Below are 14,808 nucleotides of genomic sequence, written 5' to 3' on the forward strand. Positions count from 1 at the left end.
TCTACCATCGTAGTTATAAATTGTCCATTTTATTCATGTTATTCTGATTATGTATGTACCGATTTCTCTTAGATGAGTTGTAACAAATGAAGAATCGGCATCACAAAAATTAGACTATCAAATCGATCTAGGACACCGCCATGACCTGGCAAAACATTACCTGAGTCTTTAACAACATAGTGGCGTTTTAAGGCTGACTCAACGAGATCACCCAACTGACCAAAAATGGATGTAATAAGGATCACTAAAAGTAATGTCGTTGCTGAAAATACAGGAATAAACATATGGAATGCAAGACCGACAACAAACGCCAGTGCAACCCCGCCCAGTGAGCCTTCAATCGTCTTCTTCGGGCTAATATCAGGCCAAAGCTTCCGTTTGCCAAACTTGCGTCCAAAAAAGTATGCACCTGAATCTGTCGCCCAAATCAGAAACAGGATCAAAAATAAAAATTCCATCCCATAGTCAGGAACAATTCGACTCATGATTAAATAATGAAAACCATAACCCACATACACTGAAGATAAAATCACAAAGCCGGCCTCATCAAAAGTGAATGAGTTTTTTGTGACTACTGTCAGCGCAAGCAAAATGAGGATTAAAAACAAAAACAATTCTACCTTTGTAAAACTAGAGAAAATCGAAAAATGAAGCCACTGACTCGGTAGAAGTAGCAACCACATTAATACAAAGCTTACGAAACCCATTAATGAAAAAGGAGGTATCTTCTTCATTTTTAATAACTCAGCCATTGCAACCGAAGCAAGTATGGTTATAAATAATGTAAAGACAAGGCCCCCAATGACCACCATCGTTACAAAAAAAGCACCACCAATGACTCCAGTAATTATTCGCTGCTTCATAGATAAACCTCCTTCCTATACACCACCATAACGCCGTCCCCGATTTTGATAGACACGAATGGCTTCGATAAAGTGCTCCTCGCTAAAATCTGGCCACAGGATGTCAGTGAACCAAAATTCACTGTACGCTAACTGCCAAAGCATAAAGTTACTAAGCCGTATTTCCCCACTCGTTCGGATGAGTAAGTCTGGATCACGTAATTCACTCGTCATTAAATACGAGGAAATTAACTCATCATCGATATCAGCATCTGAGAGAACCCCTGCCTCAACGTCCCTTGCTATTCTTTTGACCGCCTCAGAGATCTCGTAGCGACTCCCATAGTTTAAGGCAAAATTAAGGATAAGCCCCGTATTATTTTTCGTACTCTCTACCGCTTTTGTTACTGCTTTAAGCGTATGGTCCGGTAAATTCTCGGTACTACCCATTAACCGGACTTGAACATTTTCCTCGATTAACTTTGGCAGTTCAATACTTAAAAAGCGTTCAGGTAGACGTAATAAAAAATCAACCTCTGTTTTCGGTCGTTTCCAATTTTCTGTGGAGAACGCATATAAAGAAAGCACTTCTACCCCGAGTTCATTTGCTTTTCTAACAATTTTATTAATGACTTTCATTCCTTCACGGTGGCCCGCTACCCTAGGTAAACCTTTATTTTTTGCCCACCTACCGTTACCATCCATAATGATCGCCACATGCTTTGGCACTTTCATTTGTTCAATTGGTGTAGATGGTGAGGCTGGACTCTCTTTAGACGCTTTCCATTTCGAGAATTTTTCAAGCATTTCCTTGCCCTCCAACACATATCAGTTCTAATAGAACCTTTCTCATCGTCCCTATGGATCTGACCTACGGCTACTTTTATTGATGACACATATGTATTTTCACCGTACTATCAATCACAAAGCATTCATTACTACTGTCCATCATATAGTAGAACATAGGCACGAAACAACCTTTACTGTCCATTCGTATAAAAAAACCCCCTTTAAAAGTAGAGGGTCTATTTCACTATTCTATTTTACCGTGATTTAAGTTATACTTCCATGATTTCTTTTTCTTTATTTTCCGCAAGGTCGTCAATTTGATAAATGTGTTTATCTGTGACTTTTTGTACTTCATCTGTTGTACGGCGTAAATCATCTTCAGTCATCTCACCGTCTTTTTGTAACTTTTTCAAATCATCGTTCGCATCGCGACGGACGTTACGGATCGCAACTTTTGCCTCTTCAGCATATTTTTTTACTAATTTCACGAGTTCTTTACGTCGATCTTCTGTTAATGCAGGTATCGCAATACGGATAACTGTACCATCATTCGAAGGACTTAAACCAAGATCTGCTTTTTGAATCGCTTTTTCAATATCAGAAACTGATGACTTATCAAAAGGTTGAATGAGTAAAAGTCTTGCCTCTGGTACTGAAACTGTCGCTAACTGATTTAGCGGTGTTGGAGCACCGTAATATTCAACTGTTACTTTATCAAGAATCGCAGGATTTGCACGTCCTGCTCGTAGTGTAGCAAGCTCACGTTGCAACGATTCGATTGCTTTTTTCATTCGTTGTTCTGCATTATTAATTGTCTCATTTGACATTATTGGTTCCCCCTTACTACTGTTCCAATTTCTTCACCAACAACAGCTCGTTTAATATTACCTTCTTCCATAATGGAGAAAACAATTAAAGGAATATCATTATCCATACATAACGAAGATGCTGTTGAATCCATAACTGCTAAGCCTTCTTTTAAAACATCCAAGAACGAAAGCGAACGATATTTCTTTGCATTTACATCAACGGATGGATCAGCGCTGTAGACACCATCGACTTTATTCTTAGCCATTAAAATCACTTCAGCTTCAATTTCAGCCGCTCGCAATGCTGCCGTTGTATCGGTCGAAAAGTACGGATTACCTGTACCAGCCGCAAAGATCACGACACGTTTTTTTTCAAGATGACGAATCGCTTTACGACGAATGTACGGTTCAGCCACTTGGCGCATTTCGATTGATGTCTGTACGCGTGACTCAACATCAATATTCTCAAGACTATCTTGAAGAGCAAGAGAATTCATGACAGTTGCTAACATCCCCATATAATCGGCTGTTGCACGGTCCATTCCTTTTGCACTTCCAGCCATCCCTCGCCAAATGTTACCTCCACCAACAACAATCGCCACCTCTGTACCGAGCTCGACAATTTCTTTTACTTGTGATGCGATCGATTGAATGACAGAAGGATCGATGCCGTAGCCTTGTTCCCCTGCTAATGCCTCACCGCTTAACTTTAATACCACACGATTATATTTACCCATCGTTACCTCCATTTGCAGTTAGTTATGACTCGTTTGATGCATTTTTAAAAATAGGGAACACACAGTGCCCCCTATTTTCATTATTTTTTCACTTGAGACATAACCTCGTCTGCAAAGTTTTCTTCACGTTTCTCCATACCTTCTCCAACTTCAAAACGAACAAAGTTCTTTACAGTTGCGCCCTTACTTTCAACGAACTTACCAACTTTTTGATCGCCATCTTTAACAAACGGTTGGTCAAGTAAGCAGATTTGTTCGAAGAATTTACCTAAACGACCTTCCACCATTTTCTCAACAATGTTTTCTGGTTTCCCTTCATTTAACGCTTGTTGCTTTAATACTTCGCGCTCACGATCAGTTTCTTCTGCAGGTACAGAATCACGTGAAACATATTTTGGATTAATCGCTGCTACGTGCATCGCTACGTCTTTTGCTACCTCTTCATCTGTTGTACCTTCAAGTGTTGTAAGAACGGCAATTTTACCACCCATATGAAGGTAAGCACCAAATGCATCTCCGTCACCTTTAGTTGCTACTTCAAAACGGCGTAAAGAGATCTTCTCACCAATTTTTGCAATTTGGTTGTTGATGTATTCTTGTACTGTCTCACCATCACCTTGGAACGGTTGCTCTAATGCTTCTTCAACTGTAGCTGGGTTTTGAGATAGAATGTGCGATCCTAGTTCACTAACAAGATCTTGGAAGCTTTCGTTCTTTGCAACGAAATCTGTTTCTGAGTTGACTTCAAGAATTGCTGCTTTGTTGCCATCAACTTTTACAAATGCTAGACCTTCAGCTGCAATGCGGTCTGCTTTTTTCGCAGCTTTCGCGATCCCTTTTTCACGTAAAAGATCAACTGCTTTATCCATATCACCATCTGTTTCAGTTAATGCCTTTTTACAATCCATCATACCTGCGCCTGTCTTTTCACGTAATTCTTTTACCATACTTGCTGTTACTGCCATTTAAAATTCCTCCTTAAGAATATACTATGTAAATAGCTTCCCATGTTTTTCACATTTTAGCATGTCCATTGTTCAAAAAAAAGGGTGATAAAGGGTAACCCCCTTTACCACCCTTTTTGAGAGCAAATGAAATTAAGCAGTTGTTTCCTCTGTCTCTTCCTCTGCTACTTCTTGTCCTTCTTCCCCTTGGTTCGCTTCAATGATAGCGTCTGCCATTTTACCAGTTAGAAGCTTAACCGCACGAATTGCATCATCGTTACCTGGGATAACGTAATCAATTTCATCAGGGTCACAGTTTGTATCAACAATTGCTACGATTGGGATGTTAAGCTTATGAGCTTCAGCAATTGCAATACGTTCTTTACGAGGATCTATAATGAATAAAGCATCAGGAATTCCATCCATTTCTTTAATTCCACCTAAGAACTTCTCTAGGCGATCCATTTCTTTTTTAAGAAGAATAACTTCTTTTTTAGGAAGAACATCGAATGTTCCATCCTCTTGCATTTTTTCAAGATCCTTAAGGCGAGCAATACGCTTTTGAATTGTTTCAAAGTTCGTTAATGTTCCACCTAACCAACGTTGGTTGATATAGAACATTCCACAACGTTGTGCTTCGTCTCTTACTGAATCTTGTGCTTGTTTTTTCGTACCAACGAAAAGAACTTTCCCTCCGTCAGCTGCAAGGTCTCTTACAAAGTTGTAAGCTTCCTCTACTTTTTTGACCGTTTTTTGTAGGTCAATGATATAAATGCCATTACGTTCTGTGAAGATGTAGCGATCCATTTTTGGGTTCCAACGACGAGTTTGGTGACCGAAGTGTACCCCAGCTTCTAATAGTTGTTTCATGGAGATTACTGCCACATCAAACACCTCCTTTTGGTTTTTATTTTCCTCCGCTCACATCATTTTTAAGTAAGACTGCGCTTTGCAGCACCGTTACTCAAATTAGCGAGCGTGTGTGATTAACACCGTTGATAAATATATCATACTGTGATGGCAATAGCAAGCAACCATTTTATTTTATTGATAAAATTTTAATAAGAGTTCAACTTCACCTTTTCCCATCCCTAGCTTTTTCGCTATTTCATTCGCTGAATATCCTTGATTTGCTAAAGATAAAACCTTAGCTGTCTCAGATTGTTCAAATACATCGTCGCTTTTATAATCATCATCAGTTGGGATTGGGGGCTGATAAGACCGATCATATTCATTCTCAGTTTTATCAAATTCCACTTGTTCGTTAGAGAGTGGGGACAGTGGTGATGTCTGCTTAGTTGTCCGCTCACGCTGAGGTGGATCATGCCTAACGGTATCCTCCCTCAACTGTTGGCTCTGTTCTTGCCCATGATCGATAAACTGTTTAATTAACCGTTCATTTTCTTCCTTCATTTCAGTTGTATATGCGACTAATAAATCTTCAATTTCCGCTTTAACCTTCTCTGCATTCTTATTTGGTGAAGGTGCCTCACGATTAAAACGCTGCATCAACGTGATAATCCAGAAAAATGTAATAAAATGCAAAATGATGCTTACGATGACTAAATACGTGATCATTGGTTACTTCCCTCAATTAATTATAATTATATAATCCCGTGAAAGGGTATTTTAAAATCAACACTCTCATGATATCGCGAGTGTCCTTCGATGATCTTTCTATTCATGTAGCTTGCACATCACCCCATCGTCATTATTGCCCTAGAAAGACCGACATCAAAAACAGCGGATTTTAACGACTCACTAATTGAATTTCACCATCTTCATACAGAAGCCTTATATTTTTATGTGGTGACATGATTTTTCTTCGATACTTCCCAAAATGGATATCAACATTCGGGTATAATTGATGTTCTACACACACCACGCCTTGACGATCGCTATCTTGCCTATCGTCAAGCTCTTGCAAATCCTCGGTTACTTCTTGTAACTGTTGTTGCATATTAGCGATCGTATTACGAATTCGTAATTTCATAATTCGTTCTTGAGGGGTGAGAGATTTCGAATGCTGTTCTTTAGCTTCATACGTTTCCAATAGCTTTTGTAGCTTAACAAGCTCTTCTTCCGCCGTCTGTTTCTGAGATTGAAGATGTTGCTTTCGTTCTAAGCGACTTTGACTGACGCCAAGATACAGTGATGTTGGCGTATTCATTTCATTACCTAGATTCTTTACAACGATTTGTTGACCAGCCGAGAGTCCTCCACCAACAACATTGCCTTTATGACAATAGATATTCCCTCCTGCCTCACACTCACTATGTAAAATCGATTGGTCGACGAAAAGGTCCCCACCAGTTTTTACATTTCCTTGGTTAATAAACGTCGTATGAACATCTTGTTTTGCTTCTACTCGCCCTTTCCCCTGAGCGGCAATGCCTGCTAATACATAGATTGAACCTTCTGATTGCAGATCTGCCGCCTCTACCGTCCCATGAATCCGAATATCACCTTTCGATTCAATTTTAAACCCTGATGGCACTCCACCACGGATTGTTACATTGCCAACAAATGAAATGTTACCAACTTTCATATCAATATCTCCATGAACTTCAAAAACCGGATAAACATGAATTTGTTTTTGTTCAACACTTACCTGACCATCAACGATTGCATAGAGTTTGGTTCCATCGTGGTCAAGTCGCGTGTTTTTCCCAGCCCGGAGGCGAAAATCTTTTCCAGGCTTTGCAGGTACCTCTTTGGCAAAGACATTCATTCCTGGGACCCCATCGGTCGCTGGGGCTTTTTCACCGACCAACTGATTTTGTACAACAGAAGGAATATCAATCACTTGTTTAAGGTCAACAGTTATCGCTTCGTCATTTTCTTTTTCTTTCTTTAATTGGACGGGGACTAGCTTCGCATCTTCACCATTTATCGGTTTCTTTCCTGTTGCGATTGTCAATGGGGATTCTACGGTTTCACCTTGATGAACAAGCTTTTGAATGTTTGCTTCATCAAGGCCATAAGAAATTTCATGCTCCAAAATAAACTGTTTCACTTCGTCAATCGTAATGTCTTGGTCATTAGGTATTCTTTGATGTTGTATGATTGATGCGGTCATTTTATCCTCTGAAACTCTGATTTCAAAATATTGATCCATTTCAGTCATATCATCAAATCCTTTGCCAACAGTTTAGGACAAACCTATCTACGACCTATTTTTCATCAGTACTTGCTGCATCCGAAACAACGCCTTTGAATGGATTTGCGAAATCCTTGACGTTGACAAACCTAACACTTGTCCAATTTCAGTCAACGTTAGTTCTTCATAATAAAACAGACTGACCACTAACTGTTCTTTCTCATTTAATTGTTTAATCACATGTAATAATTCCTGCTTAGTCGCCTCAGTCATGATGCTCTCTTCTGGAGATTGTGCTGCCGTATCTTCAATCATGGTTTGAAATGATTCATCACGCTCGGAATCATTCGACTCTTCATCGATTGAAAGCTTATGCGCCATAAAACTTTCAGACAAAACCTGTGTTACATCCTCTACCGTCATTCCTAACTCTTTAGCCACTTCCTCTTCAGTCACATAACGACCATGGGTTTGTTCAAGCTTCTCCATCGTTGCCTCAACTTTTTTTGCTTTTTCACGCAACGAACGGGGGAGCCAATCTTCTCTCCTAAGGCCGTCGATAATCGCACCACGAATTCGAAACGAGGCATATGTATCGAATTTTAAATCACGACTCATATCAAACTTTTCAAGTGCGTCGTATAGCCCAATCATCCCATGACTTTGTAGATCCTCTTTGTTCACATTGCGTGGCAGCCCAACCGATATTCGCTGGACGTGATAATTGACAAGCGGCATATACATCCGGATGAGTGTGTCACATGCATCGACATCACGATCATTAACCCATTTTTCCCAAACTTGTTTATCTTCTATGACTGAGCTGCTAGGCATGTGTTAATCCCCCTTATCGTTCAATAAATCTTTGACAAAAGCCGCAGTCTGAACACTCGTTTCTTCGTCGTTATCGTCATTTCGCAGTTGATCGTTGGCTACGGTTTCCGTTGAATCAACGTCATCTGTCTCAGTATTCGCTTGTTGTGCTTCAATATCCTCGTTAGATTTAGAAGCCAATGCCCACAACCACCTAAAGACATACATTAGAAAAAACACAGATATAAAAGCATACACACCTCTAAATAAGCTCGTTTCTACTAAATTATATGCAACAGAGGCAGCAAAGACGGTAACAAAAGCTAGTAAACTAACGATTAAGTTCATCAACCAATTGCCTGCTAACATTAGATCTCTGCTTCTCCTTTACTGACCGTTCGAATCCTTAACACACTTGTTTCCGGATTGAACTCGATCGTCCGACCACTGCTTCCTCCAACATCTTCAGAAACGAGACGAATCCGTAACTGTTTAAGTTGTTGTTTGACTGCCTCCACGTTTCGTGGACCAATTCTCATCATTTCATTTGCCGAAGAAAAATTAAACATTTGTGCCCCTCCGGCAATCTTTGCTTTTAGTGATCCAATTCTAGCCCCTGCTTTTTCTAAACGGTGAATTAATTCGAGAATGGCCGTATCGGCATATTTCGCAACATTGATTGAACCTGATTTTCCTAATGATGACTCAGGAAGCATAATATGTGCCATCCCAGCTACCTTTGCACATTGATCATATAATACAACTCCTACACATGACCCTAATCCTGAGGTGCGTATCGTATGCGGTGGTTTTACAATATTTAAATCAGCCATTCCCACTTTTACAACATCATTCATTCACAGGTACCCCTAAGGCTTTCAACATCTTCTCAAACGATTCAGGGTCAGGTAAAAGAAAAAAGTGTCCTGATAATTGTTCTTCGCTACGTTCTACTTCACTAATCTTTGTATCAATCACGATCGCATAATCAACGACTTGAGACAATTCAAGTAACCCGTAACTTAAAATCGCACCAGACATATCAATACTTAGAGCAGGAACAGATGGCTGTAGATTTAACTTGGTAAAATCAGAAAGGGATGACAAATACGAACCAGCTAAAATATTACCTATTTCTTCCAATGCCGATAAACCTAATTCTTGAAATGGTGGTTCTTGTAATTGAAAATCTTCATCGCCAGTTACATGTCGCGTCAGCTGCTCAGCTTCTTTAACTGGCACCATAAAAAACATGCTACCTGGAGCGTCACCTTCTAACCGCAAAAAAATAGCGGCTACGACTTGGTCAGGTCCACCGACCAATTCAGTGATTTCAGAAAAAGAAATGACACGAACAGAAGGTACTCTCATATCAATAACTTTATTTAATAGTTTTGACAAAGCGGTCGCAGCATGACCTGCACCAATATTCCCCACTTCTTTCAATACATCAAGGTGGTGTGATTGGATTCGATCTAGAAAACTCATTGGTATTCCCCCATTTTTCCCCAAATAACCAACACGAACTCCCCCTTTTATTTTCTTAACCTTACTTTTGCTAGTAGAGTCTGTTCAAAAAGAGTGGTTTATCCTTTTTTTGAACAGACTCTATTAGACTAAACAATGACGGACAATCGCTTCTGCTACACCGGTTAGCGGTACAATTTCATCAACTTGATTCGTGTTAGCTGCTGCTTTAGGCATCCCATAAACAATCGCTGTCTCTTCCGATTCACTGACCGCATAACAATTGCCCGATTGTTTTAAGCGAAGTAAACCTTCAGTACCATCTGAGCCCATCCCCGTCATAATGACAGCAACCTTTGTATAATTTGTTAACGAGCATAGCGATTCGAACATAACATCAACGGATGGTCGATGACCATTTTGGGGAGGGGACTGATCCAGCTTAATTACTAGCGACAACCCCATTTTTTGTACTGTTAAATGATAGTCACCAGGGGCAATGTAGGCAACACCCTTTTTAACCACTTCACCATCTTCAGCTTCCTTAACAAAAAGTTCAGACATTCCATTTAATCGATTAGCAAGTGACTGTGTAAAACCTGCAGGCATATGCTGAACAACAAGCAGTGGAGCATTTAGATTTTTAGGTAAGTTTGTTAGCACTTGTTGCAAAGCTTTAGGTCCACCAGTAGACGTCCCTATAGCAATAATCTTATTGGCAAGCGATGTAGACTTAGCCGCATGGCTTTTTGTTAGGCATAATAAGTGATTATCTTGTACTAAGGGTTGCTTTGCCCTATTGTCGTTCATCATTTTTGTCAGTTGAATGCCAGCTGCGGAAATAACCTTTTCGATCAAATCATCTTGAATCTTATGCAAGTCTAGAGAAATAGGCCCCGATGGTTTAGCAATGAAATCTACAGCACCATCATCAATTGCTTGAAATGTATTCGTTTCGCCCTCACGAGTTGTACTACTGACCATGACAATTGGTAATGGCATGGTTTCCATCACCCTTTTGACGGTATCTAGTCCGTTCATGACCGGCATTTCAACATCTAATGTCATCACATCTGGGGTATGCTTTGCTATTTTTTCTATCGCATCTTTTCCATTTCGAGCGGTCGCTATTACTTGGATACGTTCATCTACTTGCAAGAGGTCTGTAATTACTTTCCTCATAAAAGCTGAATCATCAACGACAAGTACGCGAATCTTTTTTTTCACTAGACATCCCTATCTTTCTGTGAAATATCGTCTAAACTTAGTCACAAACGAAGAAAAAGGAAGTTTTTTCTCATCAGTCACTTGACCTATATACGCTTTTGTAATCTCTTTAATCGCTCGACTCGGTTTTGACCCAGGATCTTGGAGAAGAAATGGTGTTTGTGACTTCACAGCTTTTAATACTGCCTTATCATTAGGAATCACACCGACAGTATGAAGGTCTTTTTGCAAAAATTGTCTGGCTACACGTCGTAGATTATCCGCTGTTGCTTTTCCTTCCTTGTCTGATTCTGAACGATTAACAAGCAATGAACAAGTCAACTCTTGATTTCTCATGTGAATATATTTAATCATAGCGTATGCATCTGTAATCGAAGTCGGTTCAGGGGTTGTCACTAAAATGGCTTCATTTGAAGCTAATATGAATTGCAAACTATCTTCACTAACCCCTGCCCCCATATCAAAGATGATATAGTCAAATGCCTGGTTTAACGCTTCTAGCTGTGTCATAAATCGTGTTTGTTTTTGCTCACTCATTGAAAAAATCGTTGAAAAACCAGAACCTCCAGCAATATAGGAAATATTCTCTGGCCCCTTCTCTATTATATCCCATATCGACAATTCACGCTCGATCATATCAACAATATGGTACGAAGGTGTAAGTCCCATTAAGATATCAATATTTGCCATCCCAATGTCTAAATCAAACAAGACTACTTTTTTACCTAGCTGCGCTAAGCCAATGGCAAAGTTTAAAGAAAAGTTTGATTTACCTACACCTCCTTTGCCACTTATGACAGACACGACTTGCGTGTTATCGACCTTCTTCATGTTATCAACTAATTGTCTTAGGCTTTTGGCTTGATCATTCATGGTTGTCTACCTCGTATAACATTGCTATAACTCCCTCTTTTGAAGCTTCAATGATATCATCAGGCACATTCTGCCCTGTCGTTATATAAGCCACACCAACGTTATAGTCAACAAGTAAATTTAATAGTGCACCATAACTTGCCGTCTCATCTTTCTTTGTAAAGATCACTTTATCAATTGAAATTAATGAAAACTGTTCATAAATCGCCTTCATATCTGTGTATTTTGATGTGAGCGAGAGCGTTAAATACGTATCCATCTCATCTGTAAAATCAATGACCTTTTTCAGTTCATCTATATACAATTGGTTTCTAAAATTTCGACCTGCAGAATCGACAAGAACGAGGTCGTATGAAGAAAACTTCTCTTTTGCCGCTTTAAAATCGTCGATCGAATAAGCCACCTCAATTGGAACATTTAAGATCTTGGCATATGTCTTTAATTGTTCAACAGCAGCGATCCGATACGTATCTGTAGTGATCAATGCCACTCTCTTTTCTTTTTTTAAAACACAATGAGCGGCTATTTTTGCAATTGTTGTCGTTTTCCCAACCCCCGTTGGGCCAACAATGTTCACAAATTTTTTATTAAAACGAATCCCACCCATATCTAGCCCTGAAATCATCTCAGAGAGGGTTTGCTGAAACCAAGTGTCTACATTAGCTTTCGTTACTCCCTCATCTTCAGCAATATACCATTTTTTCAACAACGCCTTCATGACATGTAGGCGAATCGTATGTGTCACGTCCTGGGATATGAGCCAATCATTCCATTCTTGAAGAAGCGGAGGGTACTCCTCTGAGCCCTCCCTACCACTTTGGGTCATACCTTTAACAATGTTCTTTAATTCGTTGATTTCCGATATAAGTTCTGATTCATTTTTTTCAAGTCGAACTGGTCGTTTTGGAGTTGTTGGTGGTGTTTGCCTTTTTTCTCGAACAAGCTGTTCGGAAGGACTAGGCCTTTCTCTCGGCCTTTCTGGCTTTTTGATGGTCGGTGTTTTATCAATTGCTGCAATGACTTCGATATTTTTCTTTGTAAAGAAACCTAAAAAACCACCGGTTTCAATTTCTTTAGAGTTTAGTATAACTGCTTCATTTCCTAGTTCATGCCGAATCTTTTGCATCGCTTCAGCCATTGAACTAGCGACGTATTTTTTTACCTTCATTCCAGATTCACCACCCCTACACTCTGCACTTCAATATCTGGTTCAAGTTCATTATATGATAAGACCGGGACATTCTGTAAATACCGTTCAAGCAATTGACGGACATACATTCGAACAGCTGGTGAACATAACAGCAATGGCATTTGTCCCATTTGTGACAGGCGTTCAATTTCTCCTACCGTTGCTTCAATAATTTGTTGTGATTCGTTCGGGTCCATTGATAAAAAGTTCCCATGCTCTGTTTGCTGTACTGATTCAGCAATTCGTTTTTCAACCATCCCACTCATTGTGATCACATACATTGGTTCACCATCAGTCGCAAATTGCTTGGAAATTTGTCGTGACAACGATTGTCTCACATACTCTGTCACTAAATCCATATCCTTTGTCATTGGACCATAATCAGCCAGTGTCTCAAAAATGACCGGCAAGTTTCGAATGGAAATATTCTCTTTTAATAAATTCGTTAATACTTTTTGAATTTCACCGGTTGTCAGTGGGTTTGGTGTTACATCTTCGACAAGTGTTGGATATGACTCTTTCAAATGATCGATTAATTGTTTTGTTTCTTGACGACCGAGCAATTCATGTGCATGCTTTTTAATCACTTCAGTTAAATGTGTCGATACTACTGACGGTGGATCTACGACCGTATAACCTGACAACTCCGCCTGCTCTTTCATATCTTCAGCAATCCATTGTGCCGGCAAACCAAAGGCAGGCTCAATCGTATCAATCCCTGTAATCGTTTCATCTTCTACTCCAGGACTCATCGCCATATAATGATCAAGAAGGAGTTCCCCCTTAGCTATTTCATTACCCTTAATCTTAATAGAATACTCATTAGGTTGTAGCTGAATGTTATCACGTATGCGAATCACCGGGACAACCATTCCTAATTCAAGAGCCAATTGCCTACGAATCATGACGACACGGTCTAACAAGTCACCACCTTGATTCGCATCGGCAAGTGGAATTAACCCATAACCAAATTCAAATTCAATCGGATCAATTTGGAGGAGATTAACGACATTTTCAGGGGACTTCATGTCATCGACCTCTTCTTCCTCTTCCGTTTCTTCTTCCGATTGAGCGGTCTCTGTTTCCACCTTAGATAAATAAAAACCCCCAAAAATGAGTAACGCAGCAATCGGCATCGTCACAACTAAACTAATCGGCGTTATAATACCTAGAAGGGCAATCGTCCCCCCGGCAACATACAACATTTTCGGATACGCAAAAATTTGCGCCGTTAAGTCATGACCGAGATTTCCTTCAGATGCTGCACGCGTAACGACAATCCCTGTTGCTGTTGAAATTAACAACGCTGGAATCTGACTGACTAACCCGTCACCGACCGTTAATAATGTATACGTACTCGCGGCTGTCCCAATGTCCATTCCTTGTTGCATCATTCCGATCACAAGACCGAAGATCATGTTAATAATAACAATGACTATCCCAGCAATCGCATCTCCCTTTACGAATTTACTGGCCCCGTCCATCGATCCATAAAAGTCAGCTTCGCGCTCTATTTTCTGCCGACGCTCTTTTGCTTCAACATCTGAAATCATTCCTGCATTTAAATCAGCATCAATACTCATCTGTTTCCCCGGCATCGCATCAAGGGTAAAGCGCGCCCCTACCTCTGAGACTCGTTCAGCCCCCTTAGTAATCACTATAAATTGAATGATAATTAAAATTAAGAACACAACAAAACCAACCAGTGCATTCCCTCCGACGACATAGGAGCCAAAGGTGTCAATCACATTCCCCGCTTCAGCGTTACCTAAAATCGACCTCGTCGTTGATACATTCAATCCTAGTCGAAATAGAGTCGCAAGTAATAACAACGTCGGAAAAATTGAGAACTGCAGTGGTTCTCTCGTATTCATCGCTACTAATATAATCAATAGAGCGAGAGAGATGTTAATAACAATTAAAAAATCAAGCATTCCAGGAGGTAATGGAATAATTAACATGACTACAATTAAAATAACACCTAATAAAACCGAAAGATCCCTTACTCCCATTTCCTC

16 protein-coding genes are annotated in these 14,808 nt (G+C 39.9%); all 16 read right to left on the minus strand.

Annotation, left to right across the window (positions count from 1 at the left end; all coding sequences use genetic code 11):
- Positions 1 to 68 precede the first annotated feature (68 nt).
- Positions 69 to 863, minus strand: a complete 795-nt coding sequence (locus KH400_RS10210) for a phosphatidate cytidylyltransferase (protein ID WP_217224409.1) — start codon at positions 861 to 863, stop codon at positions 69 to 71.
- Between the two features lie 15 nt (positions 864 to 878).
- The gene (uppS, locus tag KH400_RS10215) at positions 879 to 1,649 is read right to left on the minus strand and encodes an undecaprenyl pyrophosphate synthase (RefSeq protein WP_217224411.1); all 771 of its coding nucleotides are present in this window, start codon (positions 1,647 to 1,649) and stop codon (positions 879 to 881) included.
- Between the two features lie 251 nt (positions 1,650 to 1,900).
- Positions 1,901 to 2,458, minus strand: a complete 558-nt coding sequence (frr, locus tag KH400_RS10220) for a ribosome recycling factor (RefSeq protein ID WP_217224412.1) — start codon at positions 2,456 to 2,458, stop codon at positions 1,901 to 1,903.
- Positions 2,458 to 3,177: a UMP kinase gene (gene pyrH, locus KH400_RS10225; RefSeq protein ID WP_217224414.1), complete on the minus strand. Its 720-nt coding sequence runs from the start codon at positions 3,175 to 3,177 to the stop codon at positions 2,458 to 2,460. The genes frr and pyrH overlap by 1 nt, the downstream gene beginning before the upstream one ends.
- An 80-nt stretch (positions 3,178 to 3,257) precedes the next feature.
- The gene (gene tsf, locus KH400_RS10230; RefSeq protein WP_217224415.1) at positions 3,258 to 4,142 is read right to left on the minus strand and encodes a translation elongation factor Ts; all 885 of its coding nucleotides are present in this window, start codon (positions 4,140 to 4,142) and stop codon (positions 3,258 to 3,260) included.
- A gap of 132 nt (positions 4,143 to 4,274) precedes the next feature.
- The gene (rpsB, locus tag KH400_RS10235) at positions 4,275 to 5,006 is read right to left on the minus strand and encodes a 30S ribosomal protein S2 (protein ID WP_217224416.1); all 732 of its coding nucleotides are present in this window, start codon (positions 5,004 to 5,006) and stop codon (positions 4,275 to 4,277) included.
- A gap of 159 nt (positions 5,007 to 5,165) precedes the next feature.
- On the minus strand, positions 5,166 to 5,699 hold the full coding sequence (locus KH400_RS10240; RefSeq protein WP_217224417.1) for a DUF6115 domain-containing protein: 534 nt from the start codon (positions 5,697 to 5,699) through the stop codon (positions 5,166 to 5,168).
- 172 nt (positions 5,700 to 5,871) lie between these two features.
- The gene (locus KH400_RS10245) at positions 5,872 to 7,248 is read right to left on the minus strand and encodes a flagellar assembly protein A (protein WP_217224418.1); all 1,377 of its coding nucleotides are present in this window, start codon (positions 7,246 to 7,248) and stop codon (positions 5,872 to 5,874) included.
- A 39-nt stretch (positions 7,249 to 7,287) separates the two neighbouring features.
- Positions 7,288 to 8,055 (minus strand): FliA/WhiG family RNA polymerase sigma factor, encoded by a 768-nt coding sequence (locus KH400_RS10250; RefSeq protein ID WP_217224419.1) that lies wholly within the window; start codon positions 8,053 to 8,055, stop codon positions 7,288 to 7,290.
- A 3-nt stretch (positions 8,056 to 8,058) separates the two neighbouring features.
- Complete coding sequence (locus tag KH400_RS10255) at positions 8,059 to 8,403, minus strand: hypothetical protein (RefSeq protein ID WP_217224421.1); 345 nt, start codon at positions 8,401 to 8,403, stop codon at positions 8,059 to 8,061.
- Positions 8,403 to 8,891, minus strand: coding sequence for a chemotaxis protein CheD (locus KH400_RS10260; protein ID WP_217224422.1), 489 nt, complete (start codon positions 8,889 to 8,891; stop codon positions 8,403 to 8,405). The genes KH400_RS10255 and KH400_RS10260 overlap by 1 nt, the downstream gene beginning before the upstream one ends.
- Complete coding sequence (locus KH400_RS10265; RefSeq protein ID WP_217224423.1) at positions 8,884 to 9,522, minus strand: chemotaxis protein CheC; 639 nt, start codon at positions 9,520 to 9,522, stop codon at positions 8,884 to 8,886. The genes KH400_RS10260 and KH400_RS10265 overlap by 8 nt, the downstream gene beginning before the upstream one ends.
- A 123-nt stretch (positions 9,523 to 9,645) precedes the next feature.
- Entirely contained in the window at positions 9,646 to 10,728 is a 1,083-nt protein-coding gene (locus KH400_RS10270; protein ID WP_217224424.1) for a protein-glutamate methylesterase/protein-glutamine glutaminase, read from the minus strand.
- A gap of 9 nt (positions 10,729 to 10,737) precedes the next feature.
- Entirely contained in the window at positions 10,738 to 11,601 is an 864-nt protein-coding gene (locus tag KH400_RS10275) for a MinD/ParA family protein (protein WP_217224425.1), read from the minus strand.
- Positions 11,594 to 12,769 (minus strand): flagellar biosynthesis GTPase FlhF, encoded by a 1,176-nt coding sequence (gene flhF, locus KH400_RS10280; RefSeq protein ID WP_217224426.1) that lies wholly within the window; start codon positions 12,767 to 12,769, stop codon positions 11,594 to 11,596. Before flhF ends, KH400_RS10275 begins: the two co-directional genes overlap by 8 nt.
- Positions 12,766 to 14,802: a flagellar biosynthesis protein FlhA gene (flhA, locus tag KH400_RS10285; protein ID WP_217224427.1), complete on the minus strand. Its 2,037-nt coding sequence runs from the start codon at positions 14,800 to 14,802 to the stop codon at positions 12,766 to 12,768. The genes flhF and flhA overlap by 4 nt, the downstream gene beginning before the upstream one ends.
- Positions 14,803 to 14,808: the final 6 nt, after the last annotated feature.

This window comes from Desertibacillus haloalkaliphilus (assembly GCF_019039105.1).
In the GTDB taxonomy this organism is placed as follows: Bacteria; Bacillota; Bacilli; order Bacillales; family KJ1-10-99; genus Desertibacillus; species Desertibacillus haloalkaliphilus.